Source organism: Methylosinus sp. DMC45, assembly GCF_056313885.1.
This window is the reverse complement of sequence record NZ_JBQUZK010000044.1, coordinates 169,219-193,561: the sequence shown is the minus strand read 5'-3', so window position 1 is coordinate 193,561 and position 24,343 is coordinate 169,219. Positions and strand designations below refer to the sequence as shown.

General features: G+C 66.0%; 23 protein-coding genes. 6 read left to right on the top strand and 17 right to left on the bottom strand.

The genetic code is table 11. The annotated features are described in order from the left end of the window. Positions 1–99: 99 nt before the first annotated feature. From ACT53T_RS12890 to ACT53T_RS12815, 16 genes are all read right to left on the bottom strand, one after another. Positions 100–2,373 carry a M48 family metallopeptidase gene (locus ACT53T_RS12890; protein WP_476161499.1) on the bottom strand — a complete coding sequence of 758 codons (2,274 nt, stop codon included), beginning with the start codon at positions 2,371–2,373 and terminating at the stop codon, positions 100–102. A 113-nt stretch (positions 2,374–2,486) separates the two neighbouring features. Beyond that, a complete protein-coding gene (locus ACT53T_RS12885; protein ID WP_476161498.1) occupies positions 2,487–4,520 on the bottom strand; it encodes an NAD(+) synthase in 2,034 nt (677 codons plus the stop codon). 80 nt (positions 4,521–4,600) lie between these two features. Then, positions 4,601–5,860, bottom strand: coding sequence for a hypothetical protein (locus tag ACT53T_RS12880; RefSeq protein ID WP_476161497.1), 1,260 nt, complete (start codon positions 5,858–5,860; stop codon positions 4,601–4,603). Positions 5,861–5,892: 32 nt separating this feature from the next. Further along, complete coding sequence (locus ACT53T_RS12875) at positions 5,893–7,188, bottom strand: adenylosuccinate synthase (RefSeq protein WP_018265064.1); 1,296 nt, start codon at positions 7,186–7,188, stop codon at positions 5,893–5,895. 130 nt (positions 7,189–7,318) lie between these two features. Then, complete coding sequence (gene arsB, locus ACT53T_RS12870) at positions 7,319–8,350, bottom strand: ACR3 family arsenite efflux transporter (RefSeq protein ID WP_476161510.1); 1,032 nt, start codon at positions 8,348–8,350, stop codon at positions 7,319–7,321. A gap of 123 nt (positions 8,351–8,473) precedes the next feature. Then, positions 8,474–8,911 carry an arsenate reductase (glutaredoxin) gene (arsC, locus tag ACT53T_RS12865; RefSeq protein ID WP_476161496.1) on the bottom strand — a complete coding sequence of 146 codons (438 nt, stop codon included), beginning with the start codon at positions 8,909–8,911 and terminating at the stop codon, positions 8,474–8,476. Beyond that, a complete protein-coding gene (locus ACT53T_RS12860; protein WP_476161495.1) occupies positions 8,908–9,420 on the bottom strand; it encodes an ArsI/CadI family heavy metal resistance metalloenzyme in 513 nt (170 codons plus the stop codon). Before ACT53T_RS12860 ends, arsC begins: the two co-directional genes overlap by 4 nt. Further along, entirely contained in the window at positions 9,417–9,761 is a 345-nt protein-coding gene (locus tag ACT53T_RS12855; RefSeq protein WP_476161494.1) for an ArsR/SmtB family transcription factor, read from the bottom strand. Before ACT53T_RS12855 ends, ACT53T_RS12860 begins: the two co-directional genes overlap by 4 nt. A gap of 62 nt (positions 9,762–9,823) precedes the next feature. Continuing rightward, positions 9,824–10,003: a hypothetical protein gene (locus ACT53T_RS12850; RefSeq protein WP_476161493.1), complete on the bottom strand. Its 180-nt coding sequence runs from the start codon at positions 10,001–10,003 to the stop codon at positions 9,824–9,826. Positions 10,004–10,477: 474 nt separating this feature from the next. Continuing rightward, on the bottom strand, positions 10,478–11,599 hold the full coding sequence (locus ACT53T_RS12845) for an MbnH family di-heme enzyme (protein ID WP_476161492.1): 1,122 nt from the start codon (positions 11,597–11,599) through the stop codon (positions 10,478–10,480). A 23-nt stretch (positions 11,600–11,622) separates the two neighbouring features. Beyond that, positions 11,623–12,603, bottom strand: coding sequence for an MbnP family copper-binding protein (locus tag ACT53T_RS12840; protein WP_476161491.1), 981 nt, complete (start codon positions 12,601–12,603; stop codon positions 11,623–11,625). A gap of 155 nt (positions 12,604–12,758) precedes the next feature. Next, entirely contained in the window at positions 12,759–15,317 is a 2,559-nt protein-coding gene (locus ACT53T_RS12835; RefSeq protein WP_476161490.1) for a TonB-dependent siderophore receptor, read from the bottom strand. Positions 15,318–15,443: 126 nt separating this feature from the next. After that, positions 15,444–16,391, bottom strand: a complete 948-nt coding sequence (locus ACT53T_RS12830; protein ID WP_476161489.1) for a FecR family protein — start codon at positions 16,389–16,391, stop codon at positions 15,444–15,446. 93 nt (positions 16,392–16,484) lie between these two features. Continuing rightward, complete coding sequence (locus tag ACT53T_RS12825) at positions 16,485–16,985, bottom strand: RNA polymerase sigma factor (RefSeq protein WP_476161488.1); 501 nt, start codon at positions 16,983–16,985, stop codon at positions 16,485–16,487. 72 nt (positions 16,986–17,057) lie between these two features. After that, the gene (locus ACT53T_RS12820; protein WP_476161487.1) at positions 17,058–17,474 is read right to left on the bottom strand and encodes a hypothetical protein; all 417 of its coding nucleotides are present in this window, start codon (positions 17,472–17,474) and stop codon (positions 17,058–17,060) included. A gap of 74 nt (positions 17,475–17,548) precedes the next feature. Beyond that, on the bottom strand, positions 17,549–18,478 hold the full coding sequence (locus ACT53T_RS12815) for a LysR family transcriptional regulator (protein ID WP_476161486.1): 930 nt from the start codon (positions 18,476–18,478) through the stop codon (positions 17,549–17,551). A 112-nt stretch (positions 18,479–18,590) separates the two neighbouring features. Between ACT53T_RS12815 and ACT53T_RS12810 the strand changes: the two genes are divergently transcribed. From ACT53T_RS12810 to ACT53T_RS12790, 5 genes are all read left to right on the top strand, one after another. Further along, a complete protein-coding gene (locus ACT53T_RS12810) occupies positions 18,591–19,289 on the top strand; it encodes a pirin family protein (RefSeq protein WP_476161485.1) in 699 nt (232 codons plus the stop codon). A 58-nt stretch (positions 19,290–19,347) separates the two neighbouring features. After that, a complete protein-coding gene (locus tag ACT53T_RS12805) occupies positions 19,348–19,773 on the top strand; it encodes a DoxX family protein (protein WP_476161484.1) in 426 nt (141 codons plus the stop codon). A gap of 218 nt (positions 19,774–19,991) precedes the next feature. Next, positions 19,992–20,858, top strand: coding sequence for a 4-(cytidine 5'-diphospho)-2-C-methyl-D-erythritol kinase (locus tag ACT53T_RS12800; RefSeq protein WP_400767376.1), 867 nt, complete (start codon positions 19,992–19,994; stop codon positions 20,856–20,858). After that, entirely contained in the window at positions 20,855–21,658 is an 804-nt protein-coding gene (rlmB, locus tag ACT53T_RS12795) for a 23S rRNA (guanosine(2251)-2'-O)-methyltransferase RlmB (RefSeq protein ID WP_476161483.1), read from the top strand. Before ACT53T_RS12800 ends, rlmB begins: the two co-directional genes overlap by 4 nt. Before the next feature lie 78 nt (positions 21,659–21,736). Then, entirely contained in the window at positions 21,737–22,039 is a 303-nt protein-coding gene (locus ACT53T_RS12790; RefSeq protein ID WP_400767372.1) for a hypothetical protein, read from the top strand. On the opposite strand, the gene ACT53T_RS12785 is transcribed toward ACT53T_RS12790, so the two are convergent. After that, positions 22,036–22,929: a LysR substrate-binding domain-containing protein gene (locus ACT53T_RS12785; protein ID WP_476161482.1), complete on the bottom strand. Its 894-nt coding sequence runs from the start codon at positions 22,927–22,929 to the stop codon at positions 22,036–22,038. The genes ACT53T_RS12790 and ACT53T_RS12785 overlap by 4 nt on opposite strands. Before the next feature lie 195 nt (positions 22,930–23,124). On the opposite strand from ACT53T_RS12785, the gene phnA reads away from it, so the two are divergent. Next, a complete protein-coding gene (phnA, locus tag ACT53T_RS12780; RefSeq protein WP_476161481.1) occupies positions 23,125–24,342 on the top strand; it encodes a phosphonoacetate hydrolase in 1,218 nt (405 codons plus the stop codon). Position 24,343 lies beyond the last annotated feature (1 nt).

Sequence of the window (24,343 nt, the reverse complement as noted above, 5' to 3'; positions counted from 1 at the left end):
CCTGCGAGCGTTCGCTTCTTGCGCAGCCCCGCCTCACTCAGGTCTCGCCGACGCAGATGCGCCGGCGAGGCGCACGGTCGCCTTTCTCGATGGAAGACGTCAGCGGCGGCTGCAGAAGCCGAGCGCGTCCCGACGCGCTTTCAGCGCATCCGGCATTCGCCATCGGCATGCCGGCAGAGCGATCTCCCGCGCTTCGCGGTCACGCGACCGTGACACGAGCAATTCCGCAAAAGTCAGTCGCGCCCGGCTCTCCAAATCGGGAAAGCGATTGTCGTCGAGACCGCCGTCCTCTCCGAGAAGAAGATTCAGCTGCGCCTCGGCCGCTCCGGCGGCGCCGAGATCGATCAGCAGCGTCGCATAGGCGAAGCGCGCCCTCGGGTCATGCCGGAACTGCGCATATCCCGCCAGAAGCAGCGCGACCGCCAACGCGCCGGCTGCCTTCGCCGGATGTCGTCGCGCCGATCCGAAAGCCCGGCGCGACCAATTGGTCGCCGCGTCCCAGACAATGTCGGACCAGCTGCGAAAATCGCGCGCCTTTCCATAGACGAGCGCTCCCTCCATCGCCGCGATCTTTCGCGTCACCGCGCCCTTCGGATCCGCGACGGTCACGATCTTGAACCCGTCTTCGGGCATCGCGTCGAGAATTGCGTTCAACCGCTCCTGAGTCGCCGCGACCTTGCGGGCGAAAGCGACGACCGCGACATAACATCTGAGCCCGGGCGAAAGCTTCAGTTCCCGTCCGACGAGCCAGACGCTGGCGACGGGAAGATCGGCGAGCGTCGCGCGCAGACGCTCGAGTTCGACGGCGCCGAGACCATGATCGGTGAGATCATCGGTCGGCAGGACGTTGGAACGCTCGGCTTCCGCCGCGCTCCTGCGCTGATCCGCCTCCTGCACCGTCTCGACATAGCGGAGGCCCCGTTCGATGTCGCGGCGACCGAGGAAATAGGAGGCGAGAATGCGCGACCCCGGCTCTCGCGCGTCGGGCGACAGCTCCATCGCGCGTTCTATGTCCAGAACGCCGTCATGGTCGCCATCGGCGAGCCGCAGCCTTCCGCGCATGAAGAGCGACGGAGCGTGATCCGGCTGGCGCGACAGAGCCGCTTCGACCAAGGGCCGCGCCCGCTCCCGTCCCTCGGCCTCCTCGATCAGCGCCGCATAGTCGAGCAATCCGCTCTCATCGAGCGCGTCGACGCCGCCGCTATATTCGGATACGCGCTCCGCGAGCTTCTGATGACGCTCGCGCGCCTGCGCCCATTGCTCCCTTATCGCATTCGACCATTTCGCATCGGCCTCGGCGACGAGACGCTCGCGCAGCTCTCCGAGCAGGGCCTCGCCCGCGGAGCGCTGAAGAACCTCGGGAGGCCGCGGCCTCTCGCCGAGCGCCTGCAGCCGATCGGCGACGCAAGGATGTGTGTCCGCCAGCGAGGTCCGACGCGCGAGGACGCGCCGCATCGAAGCGTCGATCTCGGCGGGCGAGATTCGCCGCAGCGCCTGCAGAGAGCGCGCGAAAGGATCGCTCGGCGGCTCGCTATCGGCCCGGGCCTCGCGGAACAAGGCGGGCCAAAATTCGTTCTGGAGATGGTCGTGGAACACGTCCGAAGCCAAAAGCGCATGCGCGCCGACGGCGGCTCCCACGACCTCCGCGCCGGCGCGGTCCGCGTCATATTCATTGGCGCGCGCCAACACGAAGCTATAGGCGTTGAAATAGGGCGCATACCAATTCAGAAAACGCGTGAAGACGCCGCTCATGATGTTCCGTCCGCCGGACAACGCCGCGAGAATGCGCGGCCAGGCTTGGCGGACGCGATAGATCCAATTTCGAAAGCGCGTCTGCCTGCTAGAGAGATGACCGAGCTCGTGGCCCAGGACGAAATCGAATTCCTCGACCGTCACGGCTTCGAGGAAAGGCAGGCCGATGACGAGATGATTGCGCGGTCGACCGAACACGCCGAAGCTCGGAACCTGCATCACCCCGACATTGAAGCTGCCGACATCGACCACGACGCGATGAATGGGCGCCGACATCAGCTTCGCGCGCGCCTCGTCGATCCGCGAGAAAAATCGTGGCGCGGATTGGCGCGTGATCTCGACGCCCTGCGGCGGCTCTATCCGCACAAGCAGCGAACGGCACAGCAGCCAAGCGATCACGGTCGGAATCAAAGCGAATTTGATGATAACAAGGTGATTATGCGCGAAAGCATCGTAGAACAGCAGCAGGCCCGCGCCGGCCGAAAGCAGCAGGATCGCGGCGATGAAGGCGAAGCCGAGCGTCGCCAGCAGGAAGACGCGGATGCGATAGGCGCGCGGGTTGCGCTCGGCCAATCGCTCGCAAGCGAAGACGAGCTTCTCGAATTTGAGCAAATCATGCATGAAAAAACGCTTCGGAAACGGGTTGCCGCATGGGCCGCTCGCCGAAATGGCCTCCGGCGTCGTCGCCCTGGCCCCGAGACTAGCCGAGCCGAGGCGATTTACAACCTCGATCTCTAGGGAATCTCTTCCACATCCGCGAGCCAGGCGGCGGCGCTGGAATCGCTGGGCGCGCGCCAGTCGCCGCGCGGCGACAGCGAGCCGCCAGAGCTGACCTTCGGCCCATTGGGCAGAGCCGAGCGCTTGAACTGGCTCGTCGCGAAGAAGCGGCGCACGAAGACGCCGAGCCAATGCTTGATCTCCTCGACGTCATAGGCGCGCCGCTTCTCCGCCGGAATATCGGCGGGCCAGCGCCCCGCCGCGGCGTCGCCCCATGCGTGAAAGGCCAGAAAAGCCGTCTTCGACGGCGCAAAACCATAACGCGTCGTGTAGAAGAGATTGAAATCCTGCAGCGCGTAAGGGCCGACGACATCTTCCGTGCGCTGCACGCTCGCGCCCGGCACCAGCTCCGGCGAAATCTCCGTGTCGAGAATGTCGCGCAGCACGGCGACCGTCTCGGCGCCGAAATGGGCGTCGCGCGCGCACCAGCGAATGAGATGCTGGATCAATGTCTTCGGCACTGAGGCGTTGACATTGTAATGCGACATTTGATCGCCGACGCCATAAGTGCACCAGCCGAGCGCGATCTCCGAGAGATCGCCTGTGCCCAGCACCAGCGCGTCGTGCCGATTGGCGAGGCGGAACAGCAGAGAGGTCCGCGCGCCGGCCTGCACATTCTCGTATGTCGTGTCATAGACCGGCTCGCCGCGCGCGGCAGGATGGCCGATGTCCTCGAGCATCTGCCGGCAGGCGGCCGTCACATCGATCTCCTGGGCCGAGACGCCGAGCGCGCGCATCAGCCGCCAGGCGTTGGCCTTGGTGCGGTCGGTGGTGGCGAAGGCCGGCAGCGTGAAGGCGAGAATATTCTCGCGCGGCAGGCCCAGCGCATCGAAGGCGGTGACGGCGACGAGCAGCGCATGCGTGGAATCGAGCCCGCCCGAAACGCCGATGACGAGGCGCTGAAAATTCGCCGCCGCGAGCCGCTGGCGCAGACCGTGCGACTGAATATTGAAGGCCTCGAAGCACAATTCCGCGAGGCGCGCTTCGTCGTCCGGCGCGAAGGGAAAGCGCGCGACCTCGCGCAGCAGGCCAAGATTTTTGTCGCGCGGCGCGTGAAGCTCGAAGGCGATGCGGCGAAAGCTGGTCGCGCCCGCTTCTATGTCCGCGCAATCGCCGAAAGTGACTTGGCGCATGCGCTCGGCGGCGAGCCTCCCTAAGTCGATGTCGGCGAGAATGAGCTGCGGCTCATCGGCGAAGCGCTTCGCCTTGGCGAGCAGCGCGCCATTCTCATGGATCATCGCCTCGCCGTCCCAGGCGAGATCGGTGGTCGACTCCCCCTGCCCCGCGGCCGAATAGAGATAGGCCGCGAGGCAGCGGGCCGAATGGGCCGAGCACAGCGTCGCGCGATAATCGGATTTGCCGACAATGGCGTTGCTGGCCGAGAGATTGAGCAGCACGGTCGCGCCGGCCAGCGCCGCACGCGTCGAGGGCGGGATCGGAACCCAGACGTCCTCGCAAATTTCCGTATGGATCACGAGGCCAGGAAAATCGCTCGCCTCCAGCAGAATGTCGGAGCCGAAAGGCGCGGTCTGGCCGGCGATCTCCATCTCCTCGCCGGCGATGAAGGCGCCGGAGGCGAAATGGCGCTTCTCGTAGAACTCGCGATAATTGGGCAGATAGATTTTCGGCGTGACGGCGAGAATCTCGCCGCGCCGCAGGATCACCGCGCAATTATAGAGGCGCCCGCGCCAGCGCAGCGGCGCGCCCACCGCGATCAGCGGCTGCAATGCGCGGCTCGCCTCCAGCAATCGCCCGATCGCCGCTTCCACCGCGTCCAGCAGCGCCGTCTGATGCAGGAGGTCGTCGATGGCGTAGGAGCTGAGTCCGAGCTCGGGAAAAAGAACCAGCGACGCGCCTTTGGCGTCCGCCTCACGGGCCATTTCGATCGTGCGTGCGACATTGAAAGCGGGATCGGCGACGCGCGTGCGCGGACCGGCCACGGCGACGCGAACGAAGCCATGCGAATGGAGCGAAAAGAAAGGATGCGTCATGCGCGCGATTATAGGGCCGCGGCGGCCATGGCGTGAAGCCGCGGCGGCGCGCCTAATTCACGGAGATTGTTTCGGTGAGATTATTTCGACCAAGCGTCCAGAGCGTCGGCGAAGACGCGCTCGCCGCCGGGGCCCTTCTCCAGCGAGATCGTCGCCGCGCGGCCGTCCTCGAGCTGCATCGGCAGATCGAGCACCATGGGCGCGCGCAACAGCACGACATTGCGGGCCTCGCGATTGCCGCGCAGCAGGCCGATGAGAAAAGCGTTGTCGGTGATCGGCACGGGAACGCCCGCCACCTGCTCGCCCGACTGCGCCTCCGGCCGCCGCATCTGGATCGGGCCGATCGCCTTTATGCGCTTCAGCTCATTGCCCGGTCCGAGATTGAACGACAGATTCACCGTATGCGAGGCCGAGAGCGTCGGATCGAGATTCTTCTGGATGACGATCGTCGTCTTCAGCTTGGCGGTCGGAAAATCGATCTCGCCGCGGATCGCCGGCGAGACCGGCTGGCCGGGGCCGGCCGGTATGCTGTCCAGCCGCCAGACGACCGTGCCGGGGAAAGTCTTGACCTTGGCGGCCTCCTCCGGCGCGGCGACCCAGAGCTCGGCCTTTTGAGCGACGGCGACCGGCTGGCTGCGCTGCTCGGAGGGCGCGCGCGAGGGCGACGGCGGCGTCGCATCACTGTCGCCGCCGATGCGATCGGCCAGCTTGCCGCCTTCGCCGCTCTCCACGGGGGTGGGCTCCGGCTGCAGCTTGGCGAGATCCTCCGGCCGCTCGCGGAATTGCAGCGCCAGAACCGCGACCAGCGCCACCACGGCGGCGAGAACGCCGCCGATGACGATGACGCGGCGCGAGACGCTGGCGGCGGGCTCCGGCAGAGGCGGAAGCGGCGCCGGCGGCCGCTGCGGCTGCGTCGGAGCCTCCTCCGCCGGGGCAGGCTTATCGACAGGCGCGGGCTTCTCGGCGCGAGGCGCTTTCTCGACCGGGGCGGGTCTTTCCGTCGGCGGCTCGACGGCGGCCGGCTCCGCCGCGTCAGACTCGCTTTTGGCCGGCTCCTTCGTCTCCGGCTCGGGAGCGCGCTTCTCCTTGGGCGCCGGAGCGGCGATCGGCTCCCGACCGTTCTGCTGCTCGCGCACGACCTCGAGCTCGAGGCGCGCGATGGCCTCGTCCAGCGCGCGGCCTTCGGCGTCTATGTCCTCCTCGGCGACGGGAGGCTGAATGCTGCGAAGCTGGTTGAACAGCGCCTTGCGGGCTCGTTCATAGACCGCCTGCCGCGATTCCGGCGCGGATTGCGGAAGAGCGGCGACCGCGCGGGCGAGCAGCGAATAATAGTCGGCCATGGGGCTTCTAAGACCACCTCGGACGATTCTCGTCAATCCTCGAAAGGATTACGCACCAGAATCGTGTCATCGCGCTCGGGGCTGGTGGAGAGGAGCGCGACCGGAGCGCCGATCAATTCCTCGATGCGGCGCACATATTTGATCGCCTGCGCCGGGAGATCGGCCCAGGAGCGGGCGCCGCCCGTCGTTCCCTGCCATCCCTCGATCGTCTCATAGACGGGCTCGACCCGCGCCTGCGCCGATTGCGAGGCCGGCAGGCGATCGATGCGGACGCCGTCCAGAAGATAATGGGTGCACACTTCGATCTTCTCGAGACCGTCGAGAATATCGAGCTTGGTCAAGGCGATGCCGTCTATGCCGGAGGTCTTCACGGCCTGGCGCGTCAGCACCGCGTCGAACCAGCCGCAGCGCCGCCGACGGCCGGTGTTGGTGCCGAACTCATGGCCGCGATCGCCGATCAGCGTGCCGATCTCGTCATGCAGCTCGGTGGGGAAAGGCCCGCCGCCGACGCGCGTCGTATAGGCTTTGGCGATTCCGAGCACATAACCGATCGCCCCCGGCCCGAGGCCGGAGCCGCTGGCCGCCGAGGCGGAGACCGTGTTGGAGGAGGTCACATAGGGATAGGTGCCGTGATCGACGTCCAGCAGCACGCCCTGCGCGCCCTCGAACAATATGCGCTTGCCGGCGCGGCGGAGATCCTCGAGCAGCTCCCACACCGCATCCATGTAAGGCAGAACCTTGGGCGCGACGGAGAGCAGCTCGTCGCGAACGGTCGCCGGCTCGATCTCCGCCAAGCCGAGTCCACGCCGCAACGGATTGTGATGGGCGAGCAAGCGGATGATTTTTTCGTCCAGCGCGTCCGGCTCGGCGAGGTCCATCAGCCGCACCGAGCGGCGCCCGACCTTGTCCTCATAGGCGGGGCCGATGCCGCGCTTGGTGGTGCCGATCTTCACGCCATTGCCGGCAGCCTCCTCGCGATAGGCGTCCAGCTCGCGGTGGAGGGAGAGAATGAGCGGGGCGTTCTCGGCGATCTTGAAATTCTCGGGGCCGATCTCGACGCCCTGCTCGCGCAGACGCTCGATCTCGCCGACGAGAAAATGCGGATCGACGACGACGCCATTGCCGATGACCGAGAGCTTGCCCGGCCGCACAATGCCCGAGGGCAGCAGCGCGAGCTTATAGGTCACGCCATTGATGACGAGCGTATGGCCGGCGTTGTGGCCGCCCTGGAAGCGCACCACCACATCGGCCTCGAGCGAGAGCCAATCGACGATCTTGCCCTTGCCTTCGTCGCCCCATTGGGCGCCGACCACGACCACATTCGCCATGGCGCTTCAGTCTGCTTTCTGCGTGAGCCCAAGAAAAAGCCCCGGCGGGTAACGCCAGGGCTCGTTACGGCAGTCGTTTAGCGCAATTCGCGAAAAGCGTCAAAGGGCCCGTCCCTTGCGCGGTCGACGCTCAGGACGGGGCGCCGGCCTCGTACCATTTCCGCGAGCGCCGCACGATATGGACGACGGAGAGCATGACGGGAACCTCGACGAGCACGCCGACGACGGTCGCGAGCGCGGCGCCCGATTGGAAACCGAAGAGGGCAATCGCCGTCGCGACGGCGAGCTCGAAGAAATTGCTGGCGCCGATCAGAGCGGAAGGTCCGGCGACGCGCCATTCGACGCCGAGGCGGCGATTGACGAGATAGGCGAGGCCGGCGTTGAAATACACCTGGATCAGAATCGGCGTTGCCAATAGCGCAATGACCAGCGGCTGCCGCACGATCTCTTCGCCCTGCAAACCGAACAGAATGACCAGCGTGAGCAGCAGAGCGGCGAGCGAGAGCGGGCCGAGCGCGCGCAGCGTCGCGGCCAGCGCCGCCGCGCCGCCCGTCTTCAGCAGCGAACGCCGCCAGAGCTGCGCGGCGATCACCGGCGCGACGATATAGAGCGCGACCGACAGCAGCAGCGTGCCCCATGGGACGGCAATGGACGACAAGCCGAGCAGCAGAGCGACCAGCGGCGCGAAGGCGACGATCATGATCGTGTCGTTGAGCGCGACCTGCGAAAGCGTGAAATGCGGCTCGCCGTCGACGAGGTTGGACCACACGAACACCATGGCCGTGCAAGGCGCCGCAGCCAGCAGAACGAGGCCGGCGATATAGGCGTCGATCTGATCGGCCGGCAGATAAGGCCGGAACAGATGCGCGATGAACAGCCAGCCGAGCAGCGCCATCGAGAAGGGCTTCACCAGCCAATTGACCCCGACCGTGACGGCGACGCCACGCCAATGCGCACGCACCTCGGCCAGCGCCGCGAGGTCGACCTTCAGCAGCATGGGGACGATCATCAGCCACACGAGCGCCGCGACCGGGAGATTCACTTGCGCGATCGTCGCCTCTCCAATCGCGTGAAAGACGACGGGCGCCGCCTGGCCGAGCGCGACGCCGACGATGATGCAGAGGCCGACCCATAGGGTCAGATAGCGCTCGAAAACGCCCATGGCGGGCGCAGCGGGCGCTTCGCTACGATCAGGCCCCGTGGCGGCCCGAGCTGCGCGCAATTCCATCGGCGTTCCTTTCGTCGAGAATATCGTAGGGCTTTTGCGACCCGGCCTGCGGGCGCATCATGTCGTCGCCGCGCGCCGACCTTCGGAATCGACGACGAGCTCGCCGTCCTCCTTGCGGAACGCACCGCGTTGCGGCCGCGGCAGAATATCCAGAACCGCCTCCGACGGACGGCACAGCCTCACGCCCTCGCAAGTGACGACGATCGGACGATTGATGAGGATCGGATGCGCCATCATCGCATCGAGCAATTGCTCGTCGGTCAGCGTCGGATCGCCGAGTCCGAGCTCGTGAAAGGGCGCGCCCTTCTCGCGCAGCAGCGCCCGCGTCGATATTCCCATTCGCGCGATGAGCTGCGTCAGCAGCGCGCGCGTCGGCGGCGTCTTCAAATATTCGATCACATGCGGCTCGATGCCGGCGTTGCGGATGAGGCCGAGCGTGTTGCGCGACGTTCCGCAATCGGGATTGTGATAGACGATCACATCGGTCGCGCTCATGCCGGCTCCTTCGCGCCGCAGCACGGCGCCTTCGCGGGAAGCTCCGGCTTCGGCGGACAGCATTCGCCTTGCGGCGTCGTCGGCGCGCAGCAGGCTTTCGCCTCGCTCTCGAGCGCGTCCAGCGCCGGATCGCCGCCATAGACCGGACTCTCGCCCGTCGTGAGGAAGGTCTCCCACATCAGCCCTTGCGGATCGGCGATCCAGGACTTTTCCGACTGCGCATAGCAGCAGGTGGTGGCGCCCTCTTCGTAGATGCGCCCGCCGGCCTGCTTCAGGCGTCCATAGACCTCTTGCAGCTCATCCGTGGTTTCGACCTGAATGCCGAGATGCTCCAATCCGAGGCTCGATCCGCCGCGCGCCGAAATGGCGAAATTCACGCGTGGATCGTCGAGCATCCATTTGGCGTAATCGGGCTTTGCAACCGTCGGCGCGGCGCCGAACAGCGCGCTGTAGAAATGGATGGATCGGGGCAAATCGTCGACGGACACATGCAGATGCAGGCGCTTCATGGAACCCTCTCGGTTTGGCAGGTCGTCTCGGCCTCCGGGACGCAGCAAGCGGCGGCGTCGCCCTTGCAGCAATTTTCCGTCAGATAGGCGAGCAGCGCGTTCATGACGGGATAGGCGGCCGAATAGATCAGCGAGCGCCCGTCGCGACGGAAGGTCACGAGATCGGCGTGCTTGAGCTGATTGAGGTGGAAGGACAGCGTGGTTGAAGGAAGCCCCAGCCGCTCGCTGATCCGCCCCGCGGGAAGCCCCTCGGGACCGGCCTGCATCAGCAGCCGGAAAATATCGAGCCGAGACTCGTGGGCGAGCGCCACGAGCGCCGTGATGGCGTCATTTTTTTCCATAGTTCCAATATATTTGAACTATGGAGGACGTCAAGGCCGAGCGCGTCCGCCCTCGTCTCTAATTATGAGGACCCGCCGACGCGCGCGCGGCGGCGTCGATAATCGGCGACCGCACGCGCGATCGGATGCCGCCCGAACGCCAGCTCGGCGATGGGGGCCACGAAGATCGCAGGCGCGCCGCCGCCGACCTCGACTTGGCACATGAGGCCGAAAGCGTCGCCGGCGTCGAATACATTGGTCACAGTGCATCGCCGGTCTGCGCCGCGACGCCGCGCGGCGGCGATCGACAGAGCCAATGATCGTCGCGGATGCGCCATGAGCGGCAGGCAAGGTCGAAGCGCGTCGATCAGTCCGCGAGTCTCGGCCGCGCGCGCCCGGTCGACGTCGCCAGGCTCCCTATCTCGAGCAATATTGGTCATGTCGAAATCTGCTCGCATGAATGTCGCTGAGGACATTTGAATAAATGGGACGACGCTTACGGCTGTCGGACGCGGCGCTCGACGAGCAATCGCTCTTCCTTCACCGAGACGCGCGTCATCATCATCGGAGCTTGCGCCCTGCTCTACCGCCGCATACGCCAATGAACGAGGAATATATAATAGAAATAACTTCATGCAAGCAAAACGCAGAACATGGCCGTCTTTAATTTCTATACGTATAGATGATATACGCTCACAATACATACAAGTGAATACGCAATATCGCTCATCTCCCGGCTATTTCCCCGCGGCCTGCGTCTTCCACGGATCGGAGAAGCGCGGCGAGGTGAGCAGAGTCTCGTCGGTGAGCGCCTTCAGAAAGGCGAGCAGATCGGCCTTCTCCTGCGGCGTGAGATCGATCTTCACAATCAGCGGACTCTTCAACGGATTGGCCGCGCCGTCGCCGGCGTTGGCGCCGCTCGCGATCTTCCGGCCGCCGCGCGCATAGATGTCGATGACCTCCTCGAGCGTCGCGACCGTTCCGTCATGCATATAAGGACCCGTCACCGCTATGTTGCGCAGACTCGGCGCACGGAACTTGCCCATATCGTCCGGGTCTTGCGTTATGTCGTAGAGGCCGCGATTGGGCTCTGGATAGGCGCCCTTTCCATCGATGTCGTAGAGCCCGGTGTTGTGGAACGGCGTCTCCGCCTCGCGCGTCTTGGCGTGCACGAATTGATCGTCGAGATTGACGCTGCCATGGCAGTGATGACATTCCGCCTTCTCGCCGAAATAGAGATCGTGCCCGCGCTGCTCCGCCTCCGTCAGCTTGATCTTGCCTTGCAGATATTGGTCGTAGCGGCTGTCGAAGGAGACAACGCCGCGCTGAAAGGCCGAGATCGCCTTGATGATCGTCTCGAAGGAGATTTGCTCGGCCGGCTTCTTCTCTGGAAATGCGGCGGCGAACCATTTCTTATAATCCGCGTCGTTGCGGAAGCGCGCGACGATCTCCGCCTTATTGGCGTCATTGACGCCCATCTCGATCGGCCGCTCGCCATAGAGCGGATTTTCCATCTGGCGCTCGAGCGTCACCAGCGCCGGATTGGCCCAGGTGAGCGTCGCATGCCAGCCGGAATTGACGATCGACGGCGCATTGCGCGGCGTCTTGTCGCCGGTCGAGCCGACGCTGACGACGCGCCCATCGGTGAAGGCGCGCTCCTGCAAATGACAGGAGGAGCAGGAGAGGGTTCCATTGCCCGAGACGCGCTTGTCGAAGAACAGGCGCCGTCCGAGCTGAAACTTCTCCTCCGACATGGGATTGTCGGCGGGCGTGCGCGGCGGCGGAACATATTTGGGAAGCTCCCATTTCCATTCCGTCGTCTCGGCGGTCGCGGCGCAAGCCGTCGCGACGGCGAGCATCGACCCGAGGAGCGCCGCCCGGCTCACTGCTTCGCGCCCACGATTTTCGCCGGCGTCGAGGCGCCGACCTTGAAAATCGGCGAGACGCCGGGCTTGGTCTGCTTGCCGGCGTCGCCGGCGCCCGCTGCGCTGTCGCCGAGATTGAGGCCGAGCGCTGCGAAAACGGCGGAACATTCGGGATCGTCGAGCGCGCCCATGCAGCCGACCGCGCCGCCCTTGTCGGCCGCGAGGTCGGAATTCGCGAGCAGGCGGGTCAAATCGAGCTCGACGCGCTGCGTCTTGGCGTCGAAGCGATCGAGCGTCACCGAGAAACGGTTCTCATGCGCGCAGGAGACGATCTCGCCGGTCGCCGGATTGCCCTTGCAGGCGGTGGAGCCGATATGCACCATCCAGGTCCGCGCCTTGGAGCCATCGGCCTTGATGACGGGCGTCTCCGGGTCGAACTCGAAAGTCACGAAGCGGCGGCCGGCCTGCCAGTTCCACGCCATGCCGACGACATCGAGCGGAGCCGGCGCGGTCTCGACATTGGAGTGATTGATCGCGACGGGCTTGCCGTCGACGATCGTCTCCACTGGCGCGCCGACCGAGAATTCGAGGCCCACATAGGCGCCGGCCGGCGCGCTGCCGACGATGCGGGCGTTCTTGGCCGGATTGCCCGGCGTGCAAGGATTATTGCCGCCGCGCGCATCTTTGAAATCGAGCAGAGCCACGTCGCCATATTGCCATTCGCTCTGCTCCAGCGACACCGGCGTGCGCTTGCCCTTGGCGTCGATCAGCTTGAAGCCGTAGACATAGAAACGCGCATCATGGAGCTTGGCGGCGAGATGGCTCGTCCCGAGATTGGCGAGCGGCGCGCCGCAGCCGACCTCCTTGCCGTCGTCGACCAACGCGAAGGCGATCGAGACCGGCTTCGTCTCGCCGGAAGCGGCGAGCGCCGGCCCGGAAACGCCGCAAAAATAGCCGGCCGTCACGGCCGCAAATCCGAGCTTTCGCAAATTCCGCATCTCGACTTCCTCCATCTATCGGCCGGACTCCGCCGACCGCGAACTCTCGAGGGACTCGCCTACCTCATAGGACGCGCGAGACGGCAAAAAGGGAATGTCGGGACGAAAGATTTTTTGCGGCCGGCGCAAATCTCCCGTCCTGACGCGTCCGCCGATCAGAATTCGACGCGCAGCGAGCCGAGGAAGGTGCGCGGGGCGCCGGTCTTGATATAGATGCGGTCAAGCGAAGAAGGATAATAGACCGCGTCGGTAATGTTCTTCACATTGAGCTGCGCCGTCACATTGACGCCGTCGATCTTCATCGTATAGGCAATCATGCCGTTGAGCAGCGTGTAGCCGGGCAGCACATAGGAATTGGCGTTATCACCGAGGGCGCTACTCGTCACGGCGAGGCCAGCGCCGAGACTCAGCCCTTTAAAGGCGCCATCGGCGTCGTATTTCACCCAGAGATTGCCATAGTTACGTGGGCTCGAAGCCAGCACCTTGCCGGGCGCCGCGAGCTGGCTGTTGTATACGACGAGCGCATTCGCCGCCGAACCTTCGAGCGTGCGCACATCATCGTGAGTATAATTGGCGATCACGCTCCAATTATCGTCGATACGGCCGGTGAGATCGAACTCGAAGCCTTGGCTGCGCGCCTTGCCGATCAGCGTGGAATAAGTGGGATTATTGGGGTCCGGCGTCGGAACATTCGTCTTGGTTATGTCGAAATAGGCTAGGGTCAACGTCAGCCGCTTGTCCAGGAGTTCCGCCTTGGCGCCCGCCTCCCATATCTCGCCATGTTGCGGCGGCTGTGGCAAGCTGTAATTGGTGGTGTTGTTGGAGCCGAAGGACTGCGCATAATTGCCGTAGACGGACATCCAGGGCTGCGGTTGATAGACCACTCCGACGCGCGGGCTGAAAGCCGACGTGTTGGCGACCTTGTAATTGACGTAGCCGCTCCACCAATTAGCGTTATAGCCGCCGGACGAGCCCACGGCGTTCCAATCGTAGCGCCCGCCGAGCAGAACGTGGACGCTGTCGTCCAGAAAGGAGATCATGTCCTGTCCATAGACGCCCGTCCATTGCTCGCCGGAATGCGCATAGCCTCCGCCCCTGGGAACGTCGAGCGTCCAATAATTCGGCGCATATATGTTGATGGCGCTGATCGGCGTGATGATCTGGCTCTTCATGCCCCAATAATTGCTGAAATAGTCGAAGCCGAGCAGAATCGAATGTGATAGCGGCCCGGTCTCGAGCTTGCCTTTGAGATCCAGGTTAGTGGCGAGCGTATTATCCGTATTGCCGGGGAAATAGACATAGGCGCGGCTCAACACCCCGGTGACCTGATTGAAGGCGGAGCCCGACACATTGCCGTTGGTCGTGCCGAGGCTCGTGTAGCTCAGGCGATTGGTGAGGCTCCAATCCTTCGCAAAATCGTAGGTCCAATCATAGGCGATGCGTTTCTTGTCGAAATGATCTTTGAGATTGGTCGTCAGATAGGGCGCGGAGAGATAACGGCTGATCGGAACATTCGCCGGACGATCGTAAACTGCGGGCAGCAGCTCATAATCGTCCACCCAGGTCCTGTTCTGATACTCGAAATCGACATTGATGCGAAATTGCTCGGTCGGCCGAAAGCTGATCGTCGGCGCCACGAAGAAATTGCGGTCGGTCACAAAGTCGCGATAGGAATCCGCGCGATAGAATTCGGCGTTGACGCGGTAGAGAACGGATTTGTCCACCGTCACCGGCCCTGTCGCGTCGACCGTCGTTCGCGTGCCGCCAAAGGATTTGATCTGCTCTTGTACGGAGTAATAAGGCGTCTCCAATGGACGCTTGACGACAAGGTCGACGAGTCCGCCCGGCTCGCTGCGGCCGAAGAGCATGGCGGCGGGTCCCTTCAGCACCTCGATCGATTGCAGATTCACGGTGTCGAGATTTCGTGATCTCAGCTCGATCAGCCCGTTCTTGTAAGTGCTGTTGAGCGTGGAAAAACCGCGCACCTTGAGAATATCCAACACATTGGGAGCCGCCGTCACGCCGCTGACATTAGAGAGCAGCGCGTCGCCGACCGAAATCGCCTGCTGATCGTCCATCGTCTGGCGCGTCACCACCTCGATGGCGATCGGCGTCTTCAACAGCGGCGTGTCGGTCTTCAGAGTCGCCGGCGCGCTCGCGGCGTTATAGCCGGTATAGCGATCGCCCGGCCCCGGCCCCGGCGCCGCGCGGCCGCCACTCCGCGCGCCGTCCTTGCGCCCAGTCTGCGCGCCAATGTCGATCGGCGGCAGCGCCGCTGCGCCGCTGGCGTCGTTCTGCGTCGCGGCGTCGTTCTGCGTCGCGGCGTCGTTCTGCGCCAGCACGATCGACACCGCCTGCCCGTCGCGCGAGAATTCGTAAGTGAGGCCGGTGCCTGCCAGCAGCGCGCCGAGCGCCTCGCGCACGGAATATTTGCCGGAGAGCCCCGGCGTCATGCGCCCATGGGTGAGGCGCGCGTCGTAGAGCACATGGAGATCGTTCTCATCGGCGATGACATTCAGCGCCGAGGCCACCGAGCCCGCGGGAATGCGATAGCTCTGGATCGCGCCCGAGCGCTCCTGCGGCGCGATTGCGGCCTGCGCTGGAGAATCCGAGACTCCTGCTCCCGTCAACAAGGCGCCGAACGCCGCCGCCGCGACCGCCGAACCCATATTCGCTTCACCTCGCCGCTCGCCGCGCGCCGACTTCCTCGCCATGTCTCCGCATCTCCGTAACGATCATCCGCCTCGGGGCGCTGAAATGCCCCCGTCTTGCTGGACGCGGTCGATGCGGAAAACGAAACGTCGCGGAGCAATTTTTTTTCGCGCGAGGCGAAAAACGCCTCAGCCGTGGAGCAGGATCAGATAGTCGGTGACGTGAATGGCGCGCAGGCCGAGAAAGGCCTCGATCTCGCGCAGCGCCTGGGCGGGATTCTCGGCGTCGAAAACGCCGGTCACGCGCCGCGCGCAGCTCGCTTCGCCGATGCAATAGACATAGCCGCGCCGGTGTCGGCCGAGCGCCGTGAGCACTTCGCCGAGCGGCTTGTTCTCGAAGATCAGCCTGCCGCGCCGCCAGGCCGTGGCGCGCTTGACGTCGACGGCTTCGGGCCGCGCCGCGCGCTCGGCGGAAAAGGCGCTCTGCGCGCCCTCCCCCACCGTCACAGAATCCTCGCCGCTCGCGACCGCGACGCTGTGCTCGGTGACGGTGACGCGGGCCTCGCCCTTGTCGAGCGCGATGTCGAAGGCCGTGCCCAGCGCCGTCACCGAGCCGCCGGCCGCCTCCACGACGAAGGGCCGCGCGGCGTCCGGCGCGACCTGGAACCAGGCTTCGCCCTCGAGCAACGTCAGCCGCCGACGGCCGGGCTCGAAATGCAGCGCAATGGCCGAACTCGCGTCGAGCTCCACGCGCGAGCCGTCCTCCAGCGTCACGCTCTTGCGGTCGCCGACGCCGGCGTAGAGGTCCGAGCGAAGCCAGGTCGCGAGATCGCCGAAGCCGATCGCCATGGCGAGACAGAGCGCGACGGCCATCGTCGCCGCGCCGGCCAGCGAGGCCCGGCGGCGGGGAGCGGCGCGCGGCGGCTCGGGACGCCGGCTCGGCGCGAGGCTCTCCACGAAGCCGCACATGTTCGCCATATCGTCGAAGGCCGCGGCATTGGCGGGGTCGGCCGCGCGCCAGGCGTCGAATTCGGCCTTTTCGACGGCCGATAGCGCGCCGGCCCGCATCCGTATCCACCAATTGACGGCGGCGACGCGCGGGCTGTCGTGATCGAAACCGTCACTATAGTCGGTCATTGGTCATGGCCATCGATCGGCGCGGCTCCTCCGCCGGCTGCTGTCTCATAAGACGCGCCGGAACGGAAAACGAAACCGGAGCGCCAAAATAAATCAATCGAGCGCCGCCCGGCAGCGCAGCAGAGCGAGCCGCAAATGCCGGCGCGCCATCGTCTCGGAAATGCCGAGCCGCCGCGCCGCCTCGTTCAGGGAGACGCCTTCGTGCATCACCATCACGCAGACCTCCCGACAGCGGGGCGGCAGCGCCTCGATCGTCTCCAGCACGATGCGCGCCTCGAGGCGGCGATCGAGCGATTCTTCCGGCGTCGCCGCGTCCGAGGGCGCTTCGACGGGCGGATCGCCGAAATCGAGATAGCGAGTCTCGGTCTTGCGGCGACGGGCGAAATCCCTGGTGAGATTGACGGCGATCTGCTTCAGGAAGGCGGTCGAATCGGCGACGCTCTCGAAACGGTCGTGGCGGAGCGCGCGCACGAAGGTCTCCTGCAGCAGATCGGAGGCCTCCTCGCGCCCGACCCGGCGCGTCAGAAAAGCGAGCAGGCCGCGCTTGTTGCGGAGGAAAAGCTCGCGGAACGACAAGAATTTGCTGTCCGACATGCGCGGCGTCCGAATGCGTGCGGAAGGATTGGCGGCGGGAAGAGCGCGGCGCCGTCGCGTCGAGCGGCGCGATCAGGCGCCGAGCGGCGGCGCGCGCGACGACCAGGACCAGCGCCAGCCGGACCGGCGGCGAGCCGGAGCCTCGACCGCCCGCGACGCCGCGGCGGCGGGCGGCGCATGGGGCAGAGCCGCGCCGAGCCGAATGGGCGCGACAATGGCGTCCGCCGCGCCTCCGCCGCAGACGGCGGGGCAAGAGTCGCAACGCTGGCCCCCGCCCGTATGACCGCCGTGGGCGTCGGCGACGTCATGAGCCGCCTCGATGGCGGCGGAACGGCAGAGCCGGTCCGACGAGGAGAGCGACGCGGAGCCGCCGAAGCTCGACGCGTCGGGACGCGCGATGGCGATCGCCTGCGCGAGAAAAAGCGCGACGATCCCGCTCAGCGCGAGCATGCGCGCCAGCCGTCCCCAAATCGCCCATAGCTTCGCCATGCCGAAAAGGGTCCATGATCGGCGGACGGCCGTCAAGACCCGGGTTCGGAGCGCGCAGGCCGGCGGCGCCGCGATCACACGTCGCTCAGCCCTTCGGCCGGCAAATCCTCCGCGCCCAGCGCGACGAAGCGATCGACCAGCCAGGAGGCGGCCGGCCCCGGCGGAGCCTCGCGCCGCCAAATGCACGAGAAGCGATAAATTCCGCCCCGATGATCCGACATGGCCAGCCGCACGAGCGCGCCCGACGCCAGATCGCCCGCGACCATTTGCAGAGGCATGTTGCCCCAGCCGACGCCCTCGCGCAGCAGGGCGTGCTTCGCGCCGAGATCGGCGAGACGCCAGCTGCGCGGGCTCACCACCGAGAAATCGCGTCCCTCGGTGAAGCGCGAGCGATCCGTGAGCACGAGCTGCGTATGCTCGCGCGCGGCGCCGGGCGGGATGCGCGCCATGCGCCCCAGAGGATGATCGGGAGCCGCCACCGGGATCAGCGCGACCGATCCGGCCGCTATGCTCTCTATCCCCTCGACGCCGAGCGCGAGCGGACCGGACACGCCGATCATCGCCTCCCCGCCCTGCACCATCGCCGTGACCGCGCCGAGCGCCTCCACATGCAGCCGCAGCTGCACGGTCGGAAATCGCCCCGCGAATTCCCGCAGCACGGTCCCCACCCGCTCCGTCGGCAGCATCACATCGACGGCGAGATCGACCTCCGCCTCCAGCCCCTCGAGCAGGCCCTTGACCTTGGCGCGCAAATCCTCGACGCCGCGCGAGATCGCCCGCGCCTCCGCCAGCAGCGCGCGCCCGGCCACGGTGAGCCGCGGCTTGCGCGTTCCCTCGCGCTCGAACAGCTCTATGCCGAGCTGCGCCTCGAGATTGGCGATTCCATAGCTGATCACCGAGACGGCGCGATTCAGCCGCCGCGCCGCGCCGGCGAAGCTGCCGGCGTCGACAATGGCCAGGAAGATGGTCAGCTGGTCGAGGCTGGGCGCGCCCGGATTGCTCACTTTTCAACTTTCTCGAACAGTTCGACCAAAATTATCCGACTGATCAGAAGGGCGCGCAACTCTTAAATCCGTCTCCATCGACAGCGACCGATGTCGCGACAGGAGATTTGCAATGATCGAACTGAGACCTTTCGACAGCCTCGGCGGCGCCGATCACGGCTGGCTCGACGCCAAGCATCATTTCTCATTCGCCGACTATCACGACGCCAGACGGATGCATTGGGGCGATCTGCGCGTCTGGAACGACGACACGATCGCGCCGCACACGGGCTTTCCCACGCATCCGCATCGCGACATGGAGATCGTCACCTATGTCCGCGAGGGCGCGATCACGCATCAGGACAGCCTCGGCAACAAGGGCCGCACCGAGGCCGGCGACGTGCAGGTGATGAGCGCGGGCTCCGGCATCGCGCATTCCGAATATAATCTCGAGAATGAGCCGACCCGGATCTTTCAGATCTGGATCCTGCCGACGACGCGCGGCGGCGCCCCCGCCTGGGGCTCCCGTCCCTTCCCCAAAGGCGATCGCTCGGGGCGCTTCGTCACCCTCGCCTCCGGCTTCGACAATGACGGCGACGCGCTGCCGATCCGCACAGCCGCGCGCGTCGTCGGCGCGACGCTGCGGGCCGGCGAGACGGCGGAATATGCGCTCGGCCGCGCGCGCAAAGCCTATCTCGTGCCGGCTGTCGGCGCCGTGCGGATCGACGATGTGCGCGTGAACGCCCGCGACGGCGCGGCGATCAGCGATGTCGACATCCTGCGCGTCACCGCGCTGGAGGACAGCGAGATCGTTCTCGTCGACGCCGCGTGACGCTCGAGCCGGCGCCGACGCGCCGGCCTTCGCAAATCATGAAAAAAGGATCACGACAATGACCAATGTTCGCAATGCGGATTACGCCGCTCTGCTGCTGCGTGTGAGCCTCGGCGCGCTGTTTCTCGCGCATGGGCTCCTCAAAATCTTCGTGTTCACCCTGCCTGGAACAGCGAAATTCTTCGAGCAGCTCGGCTATCCGTCGCTGCTCGCCTATGTGGTCGTGGCCGCGGAGATCGGCGGCGGCCTCGCATTGATCTTCGGCGCGCTCACGCGCATCGTGTCCGTCGCGCTCATTCCGGTGATGATCGGCGCGCTGCTCGTGCATCTGCCCAACGGCTGGCTGTTCTCCAACGCCAATGGCGGATGGGAGTTTCCGGCGCTGTGGACGGCGCTCCTGATCGTGCAGGCCCTGCTCGGCCCCGGCGCCTTCGCCGTCAGGCTCCCGCATTCAGAAGGACAGGCGCTCGGCTCGATGCGATAGGCCGCCGCCCATGCGCTCGACGATGCGCGCAGTATCCGCGAGCGGCTTTCGGAAAGCGCGGACGCCGCGCGCATTCGTATGACGCGCGGTCGAATTTCGGCCGCATCGGCGGTCTAGCTGGAGGTCGGCGCGTTCTTGACAGGTCCGGCGCGGGCGGCGCATCTGTCGCCCGCTTCCGGCGCGCCCGGACCGTTCCACAGGCCGAGACACCGGAATTCATGCTCGCGACGCGCGCCCCCGCCAAGATCAATCTGACGCTTCACATTCTCGGCCGCCGCGCCGACGGCTATCACGAGCTCGAGAGCCTCGTGGCCTTCTCCGGCGCTGGAGACAGCCTGCGTCTCGAGCCCGGCGAGGCGCTTTCGTTGACCGTGGACGGCCCCACCGCCGCCGCCGCCGGCTCGGACGCCGACAATCTGGTGCTGCGCGCCGCCCAGCGTCTCGCCGAGCGCGTCCCCGGCCTGCGTCTCGGCGCCTTTCATCTCACCAAATATCTGCCGGTCGCGGCCGGCATAGGCGGCGGCTCCTCGGACGCCGCCGCGGCGCTGCGGCTGCTCGCCCGCGCCAATGGACTTTCCGCCGACGATCCGCGCCTGCTGGAGGCCGCCCGCGCCACCGGCTCCGACGTGCCCGTCTGCCTTTGCCCTCGCGCCCGCTACATGCTCGGCCGCGGCGAGACCATCGGCGCGCCGCTCGGCCTGCCGCCGCTGCCCGCCGTGCTCATCAATCCCGGCGCGCCGGTGGAGACGCGCGGCGTCTTCACCCGCCTCGGCCTCGCCCCGGGCGAAACGACCGGCGCGGCTCCGCATCCCGAGATCGCGGCGGCGCTCGGCGCGGAGGGGATAGCGGCGGCGCTGCGCCGCGGCCGCAACGACATGGAGGACGCCGCCTGCGTCGAGGCGCCGGTCATCGTCGACGCGCTCGCCGTGCTGTCCGCCGCCAAGGGCTGCCGGCTCGCGCGAATGTCCGGCTCCGGCGCGACCTGCTTCGCTCTGTTCTCGACCCGTCAGGCGGCCGCCCGCGCGGCGGCGGTCATCCGCCGCCAGCATGCGGACTGGTGGGTGAAAACGGCGGTGCTGCGATGAGCCGCCCGCCCGCCGGCAAGGACCGCGGCCGCCGCCCGCCGCCGCCGCGCCATCCGCCGAAGGAGGAGACGCCCTTCCGTCGCTCCGGGGCGGATGTCGTCGTGCTCTACGGCGCCCATGCGGTGCGCGAGGCGCTCGTCGCCGGACGGCGCAAATTGCTGGCGCTCTATGCGACGGAGAACGCCGCCGAGCGCATCGCGCCGCTCGCCGCCGCCGCCGGCCTCACGCCGAAGATCGTGGACCCGCGCGCGCTGTCGCAACGGCTCGGCGAGGAGAGCGTGCATCAAGGGCTGATGCTGGAGGCGCGCCCGCTGCCGGAGGCGGAGATCGCCGACATAGAGCCGAGGAGCGGCCTCGTCCTCGTGCTCGATCAAGTGACCGATCCGCACAATGTCGGCGCGATTCTGCGCACGGCGGCGGCCTTCGCGGTCGATGCGCTGATCGTGACCGAGCGCCACAGCCCGGATTTCACCGGCGTGCTCGCCAAGGCCGCCTCCGGCGCGCTCGAGCATGTGACGATCGTCTCCGTCGTCAATCTCGCCCGCGCGCTCGAGCAATTGGCGGAGCGCGATTTTCTGATCGTCGGCCTCGATTCGGAAGGTCCGCAGCCGCTGGAGGCGAGCGCGCTGCGCAAGCCTCTGGCGCTGGTGCTGGGCGCGGAAGGCAAGGGCCTGCGCCGTCTGACGCGCGAGCGCTGCGATATTCTCGCGCGGCTCGACATGCCGGGGCCGATCAAGAGCCTCAATGTCTCCAACGCCTGCGCCGCCGCTCTGATGGCGCTGCGACTTCGCCTCGGCTGAGGCGAAACGCCTCCGCTTGCCGCGCGGCCCCCCGGTTCGATGTAAGGGGCGGATCGAATTCGCGAAGGAGGAGACGCCATGTGCAAGCTCGCGCTCGTTTCGACGAGCCTCGTTCTGATTTTCGGAGGCGCCGCCGTCGCCGAAACTCAGATGACGCAGCGCGGCCGCACCTCCGGCCCGGCCGTCGGACAAAATGTGACGCCGAGCACGGTGACGCAGAAATCCGTGGAAGGACGCTCGAGCTTCATCGACGAGAATGAGGGCTTCGCGCTGGATGCGAGCGCCCTCGCCGCCGGCGCGCCAGGCGTCGAAGGCAAGCCGGGCGCGCAGAGCGGCCCCGCCCCGCGCGGCCGCGGCGGGACCTCGAAATTCGTGTATTAAACCCCTCGTTCCGCGGCGTTCGCGGCTTCGCCTAGCCACAGCACGAAACGCTTCGCCATCGGATAGCTCTCCGATTGCGGATCGATGAAGGCGACGTGGCGCGGACCGGGCGCGACGATCTGCGGGAAAGGCGCGGCGAGCGATCCTTCCGCGGTCTGTCCTGCTGTCAGCTCGATCGGCCCGACAGCGACGCCCTGCCCGTTGAGAACCGCCATCAGCGCCGTGTGAAAATGGCCGAAACGACGCACGCGCCACTTTTGCAGGAGCGGCAGCCGCGCCGCCTCGAGCCATCGCTCGGTCTCGCCCGGCCGCGTGTCGCTGACGGCGAATGTCTCGCCGAGGAGAGCGGCGGCGCCCTGCGCGGCGAGCGTCTCCGCATGGCGACGCGTCGTCAGCAGAGTTAGCGTCTCTTGCAGCACGGAAGCGGACTCCCAATTGCCGATCTGCTCGGAGCCGCGCATGATCGCGACATCGAAAAAAGCGAGAGCGGGATCTTCTCCAGTCTGACGCGTCTGAACATGCACATCGATATCGGGATGCAGCGCGTAGAATTGCTCGAGCCGCGGCACCAGCCAATGCATCGCGAAAGTCGCATGGGCGAAGACTTTGAGACGCCGACGCGCCGTCGCGACGCGTCCCATGGCCGCATCCATGCGCTCGAAGCCGTCGGTGATGACGGCGACGAATTCGCGCGTTTCGTCGAGCGGCCGCAAACGTCCGCGATCACGCTCGAACAATGCGCGCCCGAGCCAATCCTCGAGCGCGGCGATCTGCCGGCTCACCGCGCCATGGGTGACGCCGAGCTCCCTGGCGGCGTTGGAGACGCCGTCGAGCCGCACCACGGCCTCGAGCGTCTGCAGCATTTTCAGCGGTAGCGGCTTGCGCGCCATCTCATGTCACTCGCTCTCTCATACGCCGTATCCGCGATGAACATCCTGCGGATGTGACGCTTTTGTGAAGCCTATCGGCCCCGCTCACAGGGGCTGTGAGATTTATTCGTTTCGAGATGACGTCCCCGCCTGCTAGATGAACCAGCGCCGAAGCGAAGTCGCCAATGATGCGACGAGAGAATGCGGGGCGCGAAAATGACAGCCGAAATCACGATCAACGGAAGGCGCTACGCCGCGCCCTCCGAGCCGACCGTCGTCGTCTGCATCGACGGATGCGAGCAGGACTATATCAATCAGGCGATCCGCGCCGGCAACGCGCCTTTCTTCGCCGGCCTCGACGAGCGCGGCGCCGTGCTCACCGCCGATTGCGTGATGCCCTCCTTCACCAATCCCAATAATATCTCCATCGTGACCGGCGCGCCGCCCAGCGTCCATGGCATTTGCGGCAATTATTTCTTCGATCCCGAGCAGGGCGTCGAAGTTCTGATGAACGACGCGAAATATCTGCGCGCGCCGACGATACTCGCGGAATTTTCCAAGGCCGGCCGCAAGGTCGCCACTGTGACGGCGAAGGACAAGCTCAGCGCTCTGCTCGGCTGCGGGCTCGAGGGCGTTCGCTTTTCCGCCGAAAAGGCCAATGAGGCGACGCTCGCGCAAAACGGCGTCGATAATCTTCTCGCCGAGATCGGCCTGCCGCTGCCCGCCGTCTATAGCGCGGAATTGTCGGAATTCGTTCTCGCCGCGGGCGTCTGGCTGATGAAGACGATGCGGCCGGACATCATGTATCTCTCGACGACGGATTATGTGCAGCACAAGCATGCGCCCGGCACGCTCGTCGCCAACGCCTTCTATGCCATGCTCGACAAATATCTCGCGCAGCTCGACGCGATGGGCGCCGTCGTCGGAATCACCGCCGATCACGGCATGAACGCCAAGACGGATTCGATCGGCCGTCCCAATATCGTCTTTCTGCAAGACGTGCTGGACATGCGCTTCGGCGCCGGGACATGCCGCGTGATCCTGCCGATCACCGATCCTTATGTCGCGCATCACGGCGCGCTCGGCTCCTATGCGACCGTCTCGGCTCCCGCCTCTATTCTCGACGAGGCGACGCAATGCGTCGCCGCGCTCGAAGGCATCGATCATGTGCTCGACAATCGGACCGCCTGCGCGCGCTTCGAATTGCCCAATGAGCGCGTCGGCGATCTGGTCGTGCTGGCGAAACGTCTCTTCACGCTCGGCACATCCGCGAAGAGCCATGACCTCAGCGGATTGACCGCGCCACTGCGCTCGCATGGCGGCCTCTCGGAGCAGCAGGTTCCGCTGCTCCTCAATCGTCCCGTCAGACGCGAGAGCAATGCGCGCCTGCGGAATTTCGACGTCTTCGCGCTCGCGCTCAATCGCGTGATCTGAC

Coding starts and splice junctions, on each gene's coding strand:
- ACT53T_RS12890 (WP_476161499.1), bottom strand. CDS start 2,373: ATGCATGATTTGCTCAAATTCGAGAAGCTCGTCTTCGCTTGCGAGCGA.
- ACT53T_RS12885 (WP_476161498.1), bottom strand. CDS start 4,520: ATGACGCATCCTTTCTTTTCGCTCCATTCGCATGGCTTCGTTCGCGTC.
- ACT53T_RS12880 (WP_476161497.1), bottom strand. CDS start 5,860: ATGGCCGACTATTATTCGCTGCTCGCCCGCGCGGTCGCCGCTCTTCCG.
- ACT53T_RS12875 (WP_018265064.1), bottom strand. CDS start 7,188: ATGGCGAATGTGGTCGTGGTCGGCGCCCAATGGGGCGACGAAGGCAAG.
- arsB (WP_476161510.1), bottom strand. CDS start 8,350: ATGGGCGTTTTCGAGCGCTATCTGACCCTATGGGTCGGCCTCTGCATC.
- arsC (WP_476161496.1), bottom strand. CDS start 8,911: ATGAGCGCGACCGATGTGATCGTCTATCACAATCCCGATTGCGGAACG.
- ACT53T_RS12860 (WP_476161495.1), bottom strand. CDS start 9,420: ATGAAGCGCCTGCATCTGCATGTGTCCGTCGACGATTTGCCCCGATCC.
- ACT53T_RS12855 (WP_476161494.1), bottom strand. CDS start 9,761: ATGGAAAAAAATGACGCCATCACGGCGCTCGTGGCGCTCGCCCACGAG.
- ACT53T_RS12845 (WP_476161492.1), bottom strand. CDS start 11,599: ATGCTCGCCGTCGCGACGGCTTGCGCCGCGACCGCCGAGACGACGGAA.
- ACT53T_RS12840 (WP_476161491.1), bottom strand. CDS start 12,603: ATGCGGAATTTGCGAAAGCTCGGATTTGCGGCCGTGACGGCCGGCTAT.
- ACT53T_RS12835 (WP_476161490.1), bottom strand. CDS start 15,317: ATGGCGAGGAAGTCGGCGCGCGGCGAGCGGCGAGGTGAAGCGAATATG.
- ACT53T_RS12830 (WP_476161489.1), bottom strand. CDS start 16,391: ATGACCGACTATAGTGACGGTTTCGATCACGACAGCCCGCGCGTCGCC.
- ACT53T_RS12825 (WP_476161488.1), bottom strand. CDS start 16,985: ATGTCGGACAGCAAATTCTTGTCGTTCCGCGAGCTTTTCCTCCGCAAC.
- ACT53T_RS12820 (WP_476161487.1), bottom strand. CDS start 17,474: ATGGCGAAGCTATGGGCGATTTGGGGACGGCTGGCGCGCATGCTCGCG.
- ACT53T_RS12810 (WP_476161485.1), top strand. CDS start 18,591: ATGATCGAACTGAGACCTTTCGACAGCCTCGGCGGCGCCGATCACGGC.
- ACT53T_RS12805 (WP_476161484.1), top strand. CDS start 19,348: ATGACCAATGTTCGCAATGCGGATTACGCCGCTCTGCTGCTGCGTGTG.
- ACT53T_RS12800 (WP_400767376.1), top strand. CDS start 19,992: ATGCTCGCGACGCGCGCCCCCGCCAAGATCAATCTGACGCTTCACATT.
- rlmB (WP_476161483.1), top strand. CDS start 20,855: ATGAGCCGCCCGCCCGCCGGCAAGGACCGCGGCCGCCGCCCGCCGCCG.
- ACT53T_RS12790 (WP_400767372.1), top strand. CDS start 21,737: ATGTGCAAGCTCGCGCTCGTTTCGACGAGCCTCGTTCTGATTTTCGGA.
- ACT53T_RS12785 (WP_476161482.1), bottom strand. CDS start 22,929: ATGGCGCGCAAGCCGCTACCGCTGAAAATGCTGCAGACGCTCGAGGCC.
- phnA (WP_476161481.1), top strand. CDS start 23,125: ATGACAGCCGAAATCACGATCAACGGAAGGCGCTACGCCGCGCCCTCC.